At 45.0% G+C, this 14689-nt stretch carries 12 protein-coding genes, 1 other RNA gene and 1 pseudogene; 4 read left to right on the plus strand and 10 right to left on the minus strand.

The window, feature by feature from the left end; all coding sequences use genetic code 11:
- A pseudogene (locus tag DET62_RS09885) lies at positions 1–153 on the plus strand (mercuric reductase); the annotation flags it as partial.
- A gap of 481 nt (positions 154–634) precedes the next feature.
- Here the strand turns inward: DET62_RS09885 and DET62_RS09890 are convergent.
- From DET62_RS09890 to DET62_RS09910, 5 genes are read right to left on the minus strand one after another with little or no spacing between them, the layout of a single operon-like run.
- A complete protein-coding gene (locus tag DET62_RS09890) occupies positions 635–2044 on the minus strand; it encodes an ATP-binding protein (protein WP_110013789.1) in 1410 nt (469 codons plus the stop codon).
- Positions 2041–2706, minus strand: a complete 666-nt coding sequence (locus DET62_RS09895; RefSeq protein WP_011234885.1) for a response regulator — start codon at positions 2704–2706, stop codon at positions 2041–2043. Before DET62_RS09895 ends, DET62_RS09890 begins: the two co-directional genes overlap by 4 nt.
- Positions 2707–4269: a phosphoethanolamine--lipid A transferase gene (locus tag DET62_RS09900; RefSeq protein ID WP_110013790.1), complete on the minus strand. Its 1563-nt coding sequence runs from the start codon at positions 4267–4269 to the stop codon at positions 2707–2709.
- A complete protein-coding gene (locus DET62_RS09905; RefSeq protein WP_110013791.1) occupies positions 4250–4945 on the minus strand; it encodes a phosphatase PAP2 family protein in 696 nt (231 codons plus the stop codon). The genes DET62_RS09900 and DET62_RS09905 overlap by 20 nt, the downstream gene beginning before the upstream one ends.
- Positions 4933–5295, minus strand: coding sequence for a diacylglycerol kinase (locus DET62_RS09910; protein ID WP_011234888.1), 363 nt, complete (start codon positions 5293–5295; stop codon positions 4933–4935). The genes DET62_RS09905 and DET62_RS09910 overlap by 13 nt, the downstream gene beginning before the upstream one ends.
- Before the next feature lie 116 nt (positions 5296–5411).
- Between DET62_RS09910 and DET62_RS09915 the strand changes: the two genes are divergently transcribed.
- Both DET62_RS09915 and DET62_RS09920 read left to right on the plus strand, forming a co-directional pair.
- Positions 5412–7385, plus strand: a complete 1974-nt coding sequence (locus DET62_RS09915) for an LTA synthase family protein (RefSeq protein WP_011234889.1) — start codon at positions 5412–5414, stop codon at positions 7383–7385.
- Positions 7386–7400: 15 nt separating this feature from the next.
- Positions 7401–7673, plus strand: coding sequence for a type II toxin-antitoxin system RelE/ParE family toxin (locus DET62_RS09920; RefSeq protein WP_110013792.1), 273 nt, complete (start codon positions 7401–7403; stop codon positions 7671–7673).
- A 539-nt stretch (positions 7674–8212) separates the two neighbouring features.
- Here DET62_RS09920 and DET62_RS09925 read toward each other — a convergent pair.
- The 5 genes from DET62_RS09925 to DET62_RS09945 form a co-directional block, all read right to left on the minus strand.
- A complete protein-coding gene (locus DET62_RS09925) occupies positions 8213–9430 on the minus strand; it encodes an integrase domain-containing protein (protein ID WP_110013793.1) in 1218 nt (405 codons plus the stop codon).
- Positions 9431–9622: 192 nt separating this feature from the next.
- Positions 9623–9981: a transfer-messenger RNA gene (gene ssrA / locus DET62_RS09930) on the minus strand.
- A 101-nt stretch (positions 9982–10082) separates the two neighbouring features.
- Positions 10083–10736 (minus strand): isoprenoid biosynthesis glyoxalase ElbB, encoded by a 654-nt coding sequence (gene elbB / locus DET62_RS09935; RefSeq protein WP_110013794.1) that lies wholly within the window; start codon positions 10734–10736, stop codon positions 10083–10085.
- 35 nt (positions 10737–10771) lie between these two features.
- Positions 10772–11890 carry an NADH:flavin oxidoreductase gene (locus tag DET62_RS09940; protein WP_110013795.1) on the minus strand — a complete coding sequence of 373 codons (1119 nt, stop codon included), beginning with the start codon at positions 11888–11890 and terminating at the stop codon, positions 10772–10774.
- Between the two features lie 72 nt (positions 11891–11962).
- Positions 11963–13105 carry a peptidase C39 family protein gene (locus tag DET62_RS09945; RefSeq protein ID WP_110013796.1) on the minus strand — a complete coding sequence of 381 codons (1143 nt, stop codon included), beginning with the start codon at positions 13103–13105 and terminating at the stop codon, positions 11963–11965.
- 121 nt (positions 13106–13226) lie between these two features.
- Between DET62_RS09945 and DET62_RS09950 the strand changes: the two genes are divergently transcribed.
- The gene (locus DET62_RS09950) at positions 13227–14678 is read left to right on the plus strand and encodes a TrkH family potassium uptake protein (RefSeq protein ID WP_016341364.1); all 1452 of its coding nucleotides are present in this window, start codon (positions 13227–13229) and stop codon (positions 14676–14678) included.
- Positions 14679–14689: the final 11 nt, after the last annotated feature.

Consider the following 14689-nt stretch of genomic DNA (forward strand, 5'->3'; position numbering starts at 1 on the left):
ATTCAAGCTGCTGTAATGGCGATAAGAGCAGGAATGACAGTCAATGAGTTGGCTGATGAGCTCTTCCCATACCTTACGATGGTAGAAGGCTTAAAGTTATGTGCTCAAACATTCACTAAAGATGTTAAGCAATTATCTTGCTGCGCTGGATGAGACAATTGATAGGGAGAAGACAAGACCAACGGCAGATCAATAAGCAGTAAAAGTACGCTTGAGAAGGGTTCGCAACTACGAGCTGCTGGCTCCTACCAAGAGCAGTAGTACATTTATAAAACAAAAGATACGGGTTCATTGCATGCAATACATCGTGAAACATTGAGAATTTTCAGACTGTTCGCGAGCAAGTACCGTCAGTAAGGCTCGGGCACCTAAATTTGTACCATTGACGACGGTATTATGCACATTGATGATCTATTTATTAAAGAAGCACACCGCCAATACGGAATTGATAATGACCTGGTAGAGACACTGCTAAATTTAGTGGATTTGAGAGGGATGGTAAGCCGAGATTTGTACAGAAATCGCCAAATTAGAGCTAACGACTTGGTAACTTAAACATTATTCTTGAAGTAAAGTTTAAATCATCAGGATCCGAACAACTCAACCTGACGGCAACTATTTCTTATCGCCTAACTTATGAATTTAACTTAGCTTCCAAAACTGTGCTTTTTGGAAGCTCTATTTGTACTGCAAATCCGGTTGGATGAATATTGTTGAATGATATTTTTCCATCGTGCAATTGTATTATCTTCGAGGTAATGGATAAACCAAGACCAGAGCCGTCGATTCCACTATGCCCTTGAAACCGATAAAGCCGCTCTCCCATTCGCTGAAGCATTTCTGTGGGTACTCCGGTGCCTTGATCCATTATTTTGATAGTAATGCTTTCTGATGTTTCAACTGCATTTATTTGTATCTTGGAATCTGCGGGTGAAAATTTCATGGCGTTGGATAGAAGATTGGTCAACGCGCTTATTATCAAAGTTTCATTGCAGGCTATCTTGATTGTGGGAGCGTCGATTTGCCATTGATAATTCTCGACCGTGTTTGTGGGGAGAGCGTTGATGGCTGCAGAAACAAGCGTTTTGAGTTCAATCTCGGAGAAATCAGTAGACTTATCCAAACTATCCAGTCGATTTAAGCGCAAGAGTTGATTAACTAAATGCGACATGCGCTCTACGGTACTAAAAATGGCTTTACCGGACTGTTTGGAATCCTCCAGCGATTCAGCGTGAATAATATTTTCCGCATGTACTTGAATTGCGCTTAACGGTGTTCGTAACTCATGTGACGCATCAGCAATAAAACGCTTTTCCCTCTCTGAAAACATCTTAATTTGATGTAATAATTTATTAATTGCCTGCTTTATCGGGATCAACTCTTTGGGCAGTTCTGACTCAATTGGTGACAGGTTGTTTAACGCTCTGGCTCTTAAATGAATGGCGAATCGATTAACCGGTTTCAGTACAAGATAAACAATAAAGAGTATTATTAAGCTTATCGGTACCCACATCAATACTAGCGGGTACAGCTGTTCTGTAGCCAAGTAACCACTGAGCTCACTGCGTACATCCTCCCGTTGAAAGGTACGCACCCAAATGCCCTTAGATTTCGAAAAATAACTAAAGATAAACCATGTCTGCGCATCATTTTCTAACGTATGGTAGCCAGCGTCTAAATTTTTCAGCGGCAGTATCTTCAACTGATTAGTTAAGGCCAGCAATTTACCTTCAGAGTTGTATATGTGATAGCCGATTTTAGATTCGTACTTATGGCCGCTAGGGCCTCTCTCATTAGCGGACTCATCTTCACCGGTATCATTGTAGTTTGATATTGGGATCCTTTTAGGTACAGACTGAGTTTCCGAAGAGTGTGTATAAAATGCTGCCAGCGACTTTGCGGTTTGTGCGAGTTGCGCATCAAAAACTTCATCTAACTCGTGCAGAATATCCCGATAGCTAGCCCAAGCTGTGAACACTAATACAGCAATTACAGCTAAGTTAATGCCAATAACCAATGAGCGGCGAAGCGACCAGAATTTCATGATGACTCATCTTTTAACAGATAGCCTAAACCTCGGATGGTGGTTATCAGGCTAGGGTTCAGTTTTTTTCGTAAATGGTGAATATGGACCTCTAACGAATTGCTTTCGTTATCGCTATCCCAGCCATAACATGCAGTTTCTAACTGCTCTTTACTCACTATCTTTCCGACATGCAACGCGAGTTGTTTGAGTAATATCCATTCTAACCGGGTTAAATTAATTAGTTTGCGCTGAAAGCGACATTGTTGTGATGCAATATCAACGCTCAGATCGCCGCAATTTATAACATCATTGAGTTGGAGGTTTGCTTTTCGCACCTGAACCCGAACACGGGCTTCTAACTCACGTAACTCAAACGGCTTTACTACGTAATCATTGGCGCCCTCATTCAGTGCCAGCACCTTCGTATCAACATCATCCCAGGCGGTGAGTACGACAATAGGAACGGGTTGCCCTGCCTTTCTCAGTTTTTTGATCAAGGATACGGCATTGCCATCAGGCAGGCCAAGATCAAAAATTGCCAGTTCGAATTGGTCAGTTTTAAGGGCACTTTCCGCTTGCGACAGATTCATAGCGAGTTCGACCATATAACCCATACGATTCAGACCCTTAATGATACCTTCTGCCAAGGTTTTGTCATCTTCAAGGAGTAGTAGACGCATTTACATATCTCTCGTTAAACGGGTTAAATCAAGGCTTGCATTATAAAGTGACGTTTCTACATTAAAGTAACCTAATACAGTATGCGAGAAATTATCGTGATTAATATTGGCGTCTGTATTATTCCCCGTCATTTCAAATGTCTCTGAAGGCCAAACTATCCAAGGGATATGTCGTTGCTCCTCGGGCGCTAACCAATTTGGTAAACCATGCAGGTAGATACCGTTATCACCCAGGGACTCACCGTGGTCGGATACATACATCATACTGCTCTCCAGCTCTTTGTGGCTCCTCAATAACCTAATGGCCTGACTCACGAGCCGATCAGTTATCAATAAACTGTTGTCGTACGCATTAATAATTTCTTCTTTTGTGCAGTTTGTTAATTCCTCGCTTTTACACTCTGGTAAAAAATGTTTGAGTTTCTCTGGCGAGCGTTTGTAATATGCTGGCCCATGACTACCCATTTGGTGAAGCACAATAATCGAATCCTGAGTGATGTTTCGTAACCAGGAGCTCAAGTCATCAAGCATCTCAAAGTCGTAGCAGCCCGTTTCTCCGCACCGATCTTCATCCATCACAATGGTATGAATACGGTTACAGACGTCCTTGCACCCGGAGTTGTTTTCAATCCAGGTTGCTTTGATACCGGCATTTTCTAAAACATCTAATACGTTACTGGAATTTCTGGCGGCATTGGAATAAGTGTCAGCCGTTAAAAAACTGAACATACAGGGAACAGAAACAGCCGTAGCTGTGCCGCATGACATGGCAGCTTTGTAGCTCAAGATTGGTTCTGAAGTTGCTAACTGGGAAAGCATGGGTGTTGTCGGACGCTCATAACCATTCAGTGAAAAGTGATCTGCACGCGCTGTTTCGCCCAATATGACAACCATTACTTTTGGCTTTGCCGAAGTTTTAGTTTGCACCGCGTCCTGCCCCAAAGAGGTAAACTGAGCCGGCTTTTCTAGTTTTTGTCTTATGACTGAAACACTCGCCGAGATGACATTGAATGGGACGATCCGATACTTTACATCCCGATGGTTACGAAATAAGGAGGCAAAGTCGTCATAACTTGTATAAACAATACCGACCGCTAAAAAACAGAAGCAGGCTGCTGTAACAAGACTTTGTTTGATCTGTGTAAGTGTTCTTGCTTTGGGGATTTTTATGTACATCAGCAATAACGAAGGGATGATACCCAGTGCCATTAAGGTGATAAAAAAACTGGTAGAAAGTTGGTCTCCGGCCTCTGCTGGGTCGGTCTCCATGGTATTGATGAGCATGTCGGAGTCAATAACAATGCCGTATTCCAGCATATAAAATGAGGCCGGCGCAGCCACAATAATTAAAACAATCGCCAGTGGCTTGAACGCATTAATAAACCGGCTTAAGGCCAGCACAAAAGCATAAAAACAGAGTGTGAATACCATTAACTTAAACTGTGTGAATGACTGGACACCATAAGCCTCCAAAGCGTTTAATAAAGGCGCTGAGTAGGCAAAGGTTAACCAAGTTGCAACAACCATTAACAGTATTGAAAAATTAAGTGTCAGTCGTTTCATGATGCTCACCTATATGAAAAATAAGTAACGCGATGCTCCAGCAAATAAACGCTGTAGTGATATCGTCGACGAAGAAGTGGGCGCCACGCAGTTGTTGTGCAAAGCCGAGAGTGAAGCCAACAAAAAGTGAGAAAACAGCCGATGTATTAGCAAGGACGGGCTGATTTTTACGCCAGAAAAAATAAAGCCCGATCCAGGCAAAACCGATACTCGAATGCCCCGACGGAAAGCATCGTCCTGAGCTAAAGGGGCTGTCATTCAACGACCACAAACTGAAGTAAGGTTTGGTGCCGCCGTATACACGCAGATCCCAGGGACAGTCCATCCCCAGAGTCGCTTTAAGGTAATTAACCAAGCCAAAAGACAGTAAAATAGATAAGAGCAGCAGCACATAGCGACGCCGCTGAGCGTTATTTTTTCCCGGAAAAAACTGGAATAAGGTTAAGGCCAGTAGCGAAATGACAGCGATGAGATTGAGATTCCGAGCACCTTCATGAAAAATGGTTTCAGTAATGAAGTGGTGTTTAAGTGACCACTGCCCCCCTTCTAGCCGATAGAGTGCATTGGCAAATAGGAATTTGAGATCAAATAATTCTGCCGTTGTTAACACCGCAATAAAAATGACCAGAGTAATCAGCCAACGTTGGCTGGTTGTTGTCATCTTCAAAGCTGGCATAAGAGTGCTGCCCAAACGATGATGAACTGAATGATCGCAAGAAATACAGCGGCCGACGCGATATCTTTCGCTCGCGCGCTAAGCTCATGAAAGTCTGCGCCGATACGGTCGACTACAGCTTCTACAGCGGAATTAAGCAACTCAGTAATGAGTAAGCCGGACAGAGACAAAAACATTAACAACCGCTCTGCTAACGCCAACGGTGCCAGCACTAAAATAGGCGCTAATAAAATGAACAGTAACACTTCTTGCCGAAATGCGGCTTCAAAAAGCCATGCAGCTTTTAGCCCCTTTATGGAATACCGCGTTGCATGAAGTATTCGGATTACTCCTGTTTTGCCTGGTTTCATGATGAGTCCTGTCACGATAAAAAAATACATCCTAAACGACCAATATTAAGTTCAGCTTAAGGTTCCCCCTTTACTATCCATCGCATCACTAAAGCTACAAATGGATTGGATTCTTAATGTGGAATGTTTTGCTAAAAAAAGCGACGCGGTCTTTAGCGCACTATCAGACGCTGATTGTAGGATTTGCGCTTGGCTTAATCATTTTGAGTGTCAGCCGTCTGCTGCTGTTTATCTGGCAGTTTGATCGTGTAACGGAGGCGGCGAATATTGGCTATCTGATGGTGATGGGATTGAGGGCTGACGTTGTTCAAATGGGATATCTGACACTGCCATTATTGTTATTTGCGCCGTTATTTCTAAACCGATGGGGTTTGGGGCTATGGCAAAAACTTCAGAGCATCTGGTTGATTATCGCTATTACCTATATTGCGTTTATGGAGATATCAACGCCAGCTTTTGTTATGCAATACGATTTGCGACCTAACCGCTTGTTCATTGAATATTTAGAATATCCCAAAGAAGTGTTTAGTATGCTCTGGGCTGGTTTTAAACCCTGGTTATTTGTAAGCGGCGTGGTTGTGATTGGCTGTTTATATGGGTTAACTAAATTAGCGAAGCGCTTGAATACATCACCCCCCATCGATAACAAGAAGGTTGTCAGTTCTCTGGTTGTCTGGCCGTTGTTAGTGATCCTTGTCTTTGCTGGTGTCCGCTCAACTCTGGCGCACCGGCCGGCTAACCCAGCCTTTTTTGCAGTGACGTCTGATGCGCTTGTGAATAGTTTAGTTATTAGTTCAGCTTACTCTGTCGAATATGCAATTTATAATATGCGTCATGAGGCAAGCGCTGCCAGTGTGTATGGTAAGGTTCCCATCGATCAGATACTTAATACCGTGAAAAAACAACCTCACTTAGTTGAGAAAACTTTTCCGTCTGAAAAATACCCAACAGTGCATTTTAATCCCGCCTCCCGTAATTACAACAAACCCAAAAATATTGTTGTTATTTTGGAGGAGAGTCTGGGGGCTACTTTTGTTAAAGATTTAGGTGGGGTTGGTGTGACACCAAATCTTGAACAGTTACGACAGGAAGGTTGGTGGTTTAAGCAGTTGTACGCGACAGGAACTCGCTCGGTTCGCGGTATTGAGGCGGTCATCTCAAGCTTTTTACCAACGCCTGCAAGAAGCACCGTAAAACTCTCTTTATCGCAGCAAAACTTTTATACCGCGGCGGATTTGTTGTCGCGTAAAGGCTATTTTACCGAGTTTATTTACGGTGGTGAAACCCACTTCGACAATATGGGGAGCTTTTTTACCGGCAACGGATTTCAATCAATACTGGGGCAAGGTGACATTGTTAACCCACAATTTGTGGGCAGTTGGGGGGCTAGTGACGGCGATTTATTTAATACGGCGCATCAGCGATTTAAGGAACTGGAAAAAATCGGGCAACCTTTTTTTAGTTTAGTTTTTACATCGTCCAATCATGAGCCGTTTGAGTTTCCGGACAATGCAATTGAGCTCTATTCGAAGTCAAAGAATACGGTTGAAAATGCGGTTAAATACGCAGATTTCGCTCTGGGTGAATTCATTAAAAAGGCAAAAAGAAGTGAATATTGGGAGGACACGATTTTTCTAATTGTTGCAGACCATGATACGCGTGTCTACGGCAACGAATTAGTGCCCATTAATAAATTCCATATACCCGGGCTTATTTTGGGAGGGTCTATTAAACCCAGGAAAATAGATTCAATAGTCAGTCAAATTGATTTGTTACCGACTGTTATATCGCTTGCGGGTGTTTCTTCCTGGACTCCGTCAATAGGGCAGGATCTATCTGCAGAAAATGTACCGTTTGCCAATCGTGCGATGATGCAATTTGGTAATAACTATGCGTGGATGACTAACGACGCTGTGATCATTTTAACGCCAAGCGGAAGTATGGCTGGTTACTATGATTTCCATAAAAACAGTTTTGTCAGAAGCAGCAAAGTACATGACACATTGTATAACGACGCTTTAGCACACGCACTTTTACCTTCATGGCTTTACCAAAACCTTGCTTACTTTGTGCCGGAGGATCTAAATTAGCATATTCGTTCGGCTATGGTTGAGGCGCTAACCTCCTTTCATAAGTGCTGGATTTCTAAGGTACCTTTGCGAAACAAGGCTCTGATAGCTGCCCGCGAGGCCGTTAAAAACATCCACCAGGACGTCCTTGTTTTGGCTCATCAACCCGAAAATGGCCGCCCTCTGAATGATATGCCCGTCGAATTTAGAGAGTGGCTCATTGATTTTGGCCAGAGTGGCCATCTCGCACTGTACCGTTACGATGGTTTTGAAACGATCATCCTAGCAGTGCTTGCCGGTTCACTCTAAGATACCGATTGACAAAAGCAAACATGTTTCTCTAATTGAATCAGTGTACGAAGTACAGGCGATTCTTAAGTTTTTCTGCACTATAGAAATTATTGAAGGCTTTCAGTATTCAACTGCTAACGATACGTGTGAAAAGTTACGCAAAAAGATTGATGACTGCCAAGAATCGGCAATGAAAGAGTTGAAGAAGCGGTATAGAGCCTAAAAAATTAATTTTCATTGTCACTAACCTCTCTCATCCAGAGTTTAGTTTGCACATTCAAAAAATATCACCTATATACAAAATTCACATTAGAGTTAAACACTAAGCTTAAAATAGGAAGGTTAATTATGGCAGTAAAACACACACCAACCGGAGTTGTGCATCAAGGAAGTAAAGGCGGGAGAACTGGTTGCGGATTCAACACTAAAGAAAACTCAAGTCACTGGGTGAACTCACACGAAAAAATAAATTGTGACAAAAAAGGCTGTAAAAGCTAATTAAAGCACGGTGGAGCTACTACGCCTTCTCAGGAGCCCCTCGTTTATCCCATACCGTCTCATATGCCCGCGCGGAAGGCTTCATCAAGATAGTCCCCCCACCACTGCATCAATTCCCGACGGCGTTCCAAATACTGAGATCTATTGTAAGCACTGCGTATCTGGTTAGGGTCAGTATGCGCCAACGCAGATTCAATCAGATCAGGATCCTTCCCTTCTTCATTTAGAATAGTACTCGCCAAAGCTCTTAAACCGTGGCTAACGAGCTTATCTTTATAATCCATGCGTCGTATCGCCATATTCGCAGTTTGACTGTTTACATGCGTGTTAGGGTTCTTCATTGAAATGAAAATATGCTCTCTGTTACCGCTAATCTCTTTCATTTTATCCAGCACTTTTATGGCTTGCGTCGGTAGAGGAACAATGTGCTGACGTCGCTTTTTCATTCGTTCAGCCGGTATAATCCAATTAACCTCACCGTTATCTAACCTTTCAATTTCTTCCCACCTAGCGCCAGCAGCTTCAGATGGCCGAACCATCGTAAGTAACTGCCATTTAATTAAATGCCTAGTAACCTTACTGACGCTAGTGTTTTGGAGTTTATCCAAGAATACCGGTAGTTCATCCTTTCCTATTGTTGGTAAATGCTGCTTTTTGGGCGACTGAAAAGCTGCTTTCACTCCAGCTAGGGGATTAGCCTGGATAACACCAGTATTCGTGGCGAAGACCATGATTTCATTAACACGTTGAATAACACGCTTCACAGTTTCCAAGCGCCCCGACTTTTCTATCGGTTTAAGTACCTGGATAAACATCGGCGCAGTAATTTCATTTATCGGCTTTTTGCCTAAGTCTGGGAATACATGAAGCTCTAGTGATCGCCAAATGTCATCCGCATAATCATCCGTGACTTTGGTTTTCTTAGTTTCAAACCAATCTTCAGCAACTTTACGTAAAGTCGACTCTTGCTCAGTTCGCTGAGTCCGAATACTTTCATCTCTAGAAAGCTTAGGGTCTATGCCTTCAGCAACTTTTGCCCGAGCCTCTTCCGCTAAGCTTCTGGCCTTTTTTAGGCTAACCTCAGGGTACATCCCCAACCCCATATTCATACGTTTCTTTGTAACTGGATGCAGGTAATTAAAATTCCATAACTTTGAACCACTGGAAGCTCTAATGCGCAACTGAAGCCCCCCACCATCAGAAAAAACACAGTCTTTTTCCTTTGGCTTAGCTTTTTTTATTTGACTGTCGTTAAGCGGAGTCACAGGCCGTGGCATATCAAAATCTCCAATCGTTGTATTCCTGGATTGTATACCCATCGCTCAGGAATACAACCTGGAATACAAAAACGTTAGGCTTCCCTGGAATATCGTGAGATTACTTGAGAATCTAAAATAGCTTAAGAGGCTCTATGAAAGGGGCTCTAGGCATAAAAAAGGGCGCTACTGGAGCGCCCTGATTTAATAATGTGGTGGAGCTGGCGGGAGTTGAACCCGCGTCCGCAATACCTACATCCTCGGTCCTACATGCTTAGTCAGTCATTTAGTTAATCAGTGTGACGCCGACTGACAGGCTTCACAACTGACGAGTCCGATTGGTTTTAACGCTTCAGCTCCGGACAAAGCCTCCACGCGAGTCTACATTAGTTTGAGCCATCCTAGTCCGGTCTCGCAGACAAAGCGCCGGGGGATGGGCTTAGCGGGTTATTAAGCCGCTAGAGCGTAGTTGTCGTCGTTTGCAACTATTAGGTTGAGGCTTTTTACGAGGCCTGCCTCACCTCGGCATGCACCTTGGGTTTCGTGTATCCCGTCGAATCCAGATCAGCCCCAAAGCTATTACTTACGTAACTTGTGTACTATAACTCAGACACCGCTTAAGTGCTATAAGTTCTGCACTCAAGCGGTTATTTATTGGACGTTAAGTCAGGTATTAGGCCGCCATATACAAAACTTTTTCAACCAGCTTGCGAATGCCCTCTTCGGCATCCGGCAGGTTTTCAGCCAGCATATAGGCCGGTGTGGTAACTAACTGGTGCTTGTCATCAACGACAATATCGCGAACACCACAGTTCACGTGCTCGCCACCCATTTTGTTAATGGCACTGGCCACTTCGCCGTCGTTACCAATGGTGACTTTCACACCTTTTCCGTATATGTGCGGCAACAAGACAGGTGAAATACACATATAGCCTGCTGGCTTCTTCGCCTCAACAAAGGCTTTACCAACTTTCAACACCTGGTCATTTACCGTCATATCAGCACCTTTAACGGCAAAATCGCAGAAGTTTTTGGCAACACCAAAACCGCCCGGCAATATCAACGCATCAAACTCAGACGAATCTAAGTCGGTTAAAGGTTTTACTTCACCGCGGGTAATGCGCGCCGCCTCTTCCAGAACATTGCGCTTATCACCGCTTTCCTCACCCTTAAGGTGGTTAATGGTGTGCATTTGTTCAATGTCTGGTGCAAAGCATTCGTAGCTGGCTCCCTGCTTTGCTATGTGCAATAAGGTTAATACAGCTTCGTTCACTTCGGCTCCGTCAAAAACACCGGAGCCGGATAAAATAACTGCTACTTTTTTCATAGTCGAAACCTCCTGTCCGCTACTTAAAATTCGCTTTAATCCAGTTCAATGTGCGCGTCGTTCTCGTCGCGCCACTTCCACTCATTCTCAAGTGTAGCGGTTGGTTGTAGCATGGCAAAATTTAACTGACGTATTGGCTCGGAAGACTTAATGCGAATAGGAAAGTCCGGATTCGCTAATGACGTTTTCGCCATAGCAAGCAAAGCATTAGGATAATGCCCCGCGACGTGCTCATAGTTTTTCTCGCTAATACCGCCGTTTACAATTAACGGAATGTCCGAAAACTCCTGCACAATATCGCCCAATGATTTATTACTTCCGCCTTTAAATGGCTTACGCATTACGTCCGTATCTGTTGTGTGAATGTAATCCACACCGGCTTTCTCCATGGCCTTGACCACTTTAATCATGGCGTCTTCGCCTTCCGGCCACTGATAATCAGAGTCCGTTACGGTAATCTGGCTTAAACGCACACCGACAATGAAGTCATCGCCCGCAGCGGATTTCGCAGCCTTAACCACTAATTCCAGAAAATGCATGCGTTTTGCCATGTCTCCGCCCCACTGGTCAGGGCGCTGGTTAAAGTAGTCACTTAAAAACTCATTCAGTAAGTACCCATTAGCTGCGTGCAACTCAACCCCGTCAAAACCCGCCTCTTTAGCCCGGTTTACGGAACCAACAAAACCGTTCATAACGGCATCAAAATCCGTTTCATCCATGGCTTTCACTTCGGGCCAGCCATCGGTTTTTCCATACAAGTCCAGCGGCTCACCTTTAGGCTTTATTTCGCTGGGCGCAATGGGTGTGTCTGTGTATTCATTATGCTGGAACTGAGCGCCAGCATGCATCAACTGCATAATAAACTTGCAGTCATGCTTGTGTACTCGTTCGACAATTTCTTTCCAGGCGTCGGTTTGTGGGGCGTCGGTAATGCCCGGCTGATTTTCATAGCCCTGACTTGCCTGCCGGTCTGTGTACACGCCCTCGCTGATGATCATGCTCCAGCCGCCTTTCGCGAAACGCTCGTAATACTCGCCCATTAACTCCGTTGGCTTGCCTTTCTTGTCGGCACTGGTTCGCGTCATGGGAGCCACAACAAAACGGTTTTCAAGCTTGTGGCCTTTTAATTCAAAATCATCAAATGCTGAACTCATACAGAATTCCTTTTTCATCTAATACTGTTATATGACTTTGAGCATAATTACGCAGAATTCAAGGGGAATTGATCACTTTGTTGTTAAATCAGCTGAAAGTACAACCGCTGCTTTTTGCTTACGACCACCGTAGCCAAAGGCTTTGCTGAAGGTACTTATAGGCACCGGTAAATACTGACGTTCGGTAGGAGATTCCCAGGGTAAAGTGTCGTAATCGGGGTCGTTTATGTAGATAAAGTCATCGTCGGCCGCGCAAATTAAGACCCAATGCGGTGCCCTAATACCGTCAAACTGATAAGTAGAGATAAGCACCATAACCAGACAGCCCTGGCTTAAGTCCTCTTTTATTAACGTCACGTCATAGTCGCGTACAACAATGGGAACACCATGCTTTTCCAGGTAGGTCATATCGGCCTGCTGTATGCGCTGCATAACCGTTTTTTTCTGCTCCTGACGGACGGAATCCACAAATAATGGCTGGTCGGTATTGACCTCCACCCGAACTTTCAGGCCACGCTGAAACGCCGCCCGCGCAAGCCCATGAGGGCCGCAGCCACCGTGCCCGGAGGTCATATAAATGGTCGTCGCCTGACGCCAAATTTCCAGCTCTTCGGCTTGCGGGTCGCTACTGGGCCGGCCGAAGTAGTCCATAGCCATTAGCAAGCTTGCGGGGCCGCAGGTAAACTCCGTCGACTGGGTCAGCATAGGAACGTATTCTTCGGTTGCTCCCACGCCTGCATCTTCGCCCATTTCATAACGAGGCAATAGCTTTTGCAGCACCAGAGCGTCTGTCGATTGCGACGCAGAAGGCGGGAAATAGGCTTCACGGAGCTCTATTGCCCGGAAGCCCTCGCTGTTCATCAGCTGTTGCCCTACGGTATTAGAGGTTGCCACCTCCGTGCGTAAAAACAAAGAATGCCGCTCATCGGCAAGGTCTTCTGCAGCTTGCAACAAACGGCGACCATAGCCATTACTACGGTGGTTCTGTTCGACAACCAGAGCATAGAGTCGAGCCAGGTTCGTATTGTTTCGGTACAGGACAACGGTATAGCCAATGACCTTTTCGTTCAGCAGTAACACCTGAAAATCGGCGCTAGGCGACTCAATAAACCGCCGAAAACTGCGCTTACTGATCGCATCTTCGGGGAAAGTGACAGCTTCTAGCGCCGTTACGGCGTCTAAATGCTCATTACGTGCCGGTTGAATACTGGCCATAAAATAACCCCCTTAATTTTACGCAGATTTTACGCCTAAAGACGCTTTCGGTATAGAGATTTTACGCCCTGCAGAATTACCCTTAGTAATAGAAAAAGTCGGCTCTTCGCATGAGGTTACAGTGAATCTAAAAGCAACGTTGCGCCTATTAACCTGGCCTATGATCTGGATTGCCTCAATTCAGTGTTTTTTTGGTTTGCTTTCGGTTTTTGTCTTTAGGGACAAAACCTTTACCGACTTTATTTATTCCTCTTTGCTCTGCCTTGTTCTCGCGCTCTTTCTATTCATACGCACTAATAACGGCGAGCAAAAGAAAATCTTTTTCCGCGAAGCCTTGGCGTTCGCTTCATTCACCTGGATTTTAATAGGCGTTCTGGGAGCATTACCCATTATGTCTGTTACCGGGGTTAGCTTTACCGACGCAGTATTTGAGTCGGTCAGCGCTATGACCACCACCGGTGCCACCATTCTCACCGGCCTTGATGAAATGCCCAAAAGCTTTTTACTGTACCGCCAGTTTCTGCAATGGATGGGCGGGCTCGGTATCGTGATTTTTGTAGTCGCCATTCTTCCCATGCTAAACGTGGGTGGCATGCGCCTGCTTAAGGCTGAAACTCCGGGTCCCATTAAAAATGAGAAGTTAGCACCACGTGTTGCGAGTACAAGCCGTTACCTCTGGTTAGTTTACCTGTGCCTGACAATAGGCTGTGCCGGCAGTTACTGGTTGGCCGGAATGTCTCCTTTCGATGCCATAGCCCATAGTCTGACGACCGTATCAACCGGCGGGTTTTCGCCCTACGACGCCAGTATGGGCCACTTTCAGCAACCAATTATTCTTATAGTTGCCGATGTGTTTATGATTCTGGGGGCTATCAGTTTTGCCCTGCACCATAAACTGTTTACAGCCAGAGCCATAAGTGGCTACTGGAAAGACGAGGAAACTCGCTGGTTTTTAATTGCGTTGGCCGTTTTCAGCGTTATTCTTACCGCTCTGGCATTCAACGCTCAAACTCACCATTCCTTCGGGGAGTCTCTGAATCAGGCGGTTTTTCATGTCGTTTCCTTTATGACCAGTACCGGTTACGGTGCCGATGACCTCTCTGCCTGGCCTGCGGCTACGGCTGGCTTTTTAGTGGCAGCCAGTTACCTGGGCGGCTGCGCGGGGTCAACTGCCGGAGGCAACAAATTTGTCCGTAATGTCATTACCTTACGCATCCTGAAACACCAAATGCTGCAGGCCATCCACCCGCGTGCCATTCTGAAAGTGGTGTATCAGGGAAAAGCGGTGACTAACGACGTGATTCAGGCGGTAATGAGCTTTATGCTAATGGTCGCAATTAGTTCCATGGTGCTTACCCTCATACTGATGCTGACCGGGCTGGATTTTTTCTCGGCATTTACCGCCGTTTCGGCGTGTCTGAACGTACTTGGTCCGGGTTTTGGCGAAGTTTCCAGTAACTTTATTCCGGTATCAGACACCGGAACCTGGGTACTGACGTTAGCAATGATTTTAGGACGCCTTGAATACTTTACTTTGCTAACATTGTTACTTCCTCAATTCTGGCGGGACTAGCACATGAGATT

Source organism: Idiomarina sp. H2 (genome assembly GCF_004364275.1).
Classification (GTDB): Bacteria; Pseudomonadota; Gammaproteobacteria; order Enterobacterales; family Alteromonadaceae; genus Idiomarina; species Idiomarina loihiensis.

Bases quoted from the DNA above. Each gene is read 5' to 3' on its own strand.
- DET62_RS09890 (WP_110013789.1), bottom strand. From the start codon at position 2,044: ATGAAATTCTGGTCGCTTCGCCGCTCATTGGTTATTGGCATTAACTTA.
- DET62_RS09895 (WP_011234885.1), bottom strand. From the start codon at position 2,706: ATGCGTCTACTACTCCTTGAAGATGACAAAACCTTGGCAGAAGGTATC.
- DET62_RS09900 (WP_110013790.1), bottom strand. From the start codon at position 4,269: ATGAAACGACTGACACTTAATTTTTCAATACTGTTAATGGTTGTTGCA.
- DET62_RS09905 (WP_110013791.1), bottom strand. From the start codon at position 4,945: ATGCCAGCTTTGAAGATGACAACAACCAGCCAACGTTGGCTGATTACT.
- DET62_RS09910 (WP_011234888.1), bottom strand. From the start codon at position 5,295: ATGAAACCAGGCAAAACAGGAGTAATCCGAATACTTCATGCAACGCGG.
- DET62_RS09915 (WP_011234889.1), top strand. From the start codon at position 5,412: ATGTGGAATGTTTTGCTAAAAAAAGCGACGCGGTCTTTAGCGCACTAT.
- DET62_RS09920 (WP_110013792.1), top strand. From the start codon at position 7,401: ATGGTTGAGGCGCTAACCTCCTTTCATAAGTGCTGGATTTCTAAGGTA.
- DET62_RS09925 (WP_110013793.1), bottom strand. From the start codon at position 9,430: ATGCCACGGCCTGTGACTCCGCTTAACGACAGTCAAATAAAAAAAGCT.
- elbB (WP_110013794.1), bottom strand. From the start codon at position 10,736: ATGAAAAAAGTAGCAGTTATTTTATCCGGCTCCGGTGTTTTTGACGGA.
- DET62_RS09940 (WP_110013795.1), bottom strand. From the start codon at position 11,890: ATGAGTTCAGCATTTGATGATTTTGAATTAAAAGGCCACAAGCTTGAA.
- DET62_RS09945 (WP_110013796.1), bottom strand. From the start codon at position 13,105: ATGGCCAGTATTCAACCGGCACGTAATGAGCATTTAGACGCCGTAACG.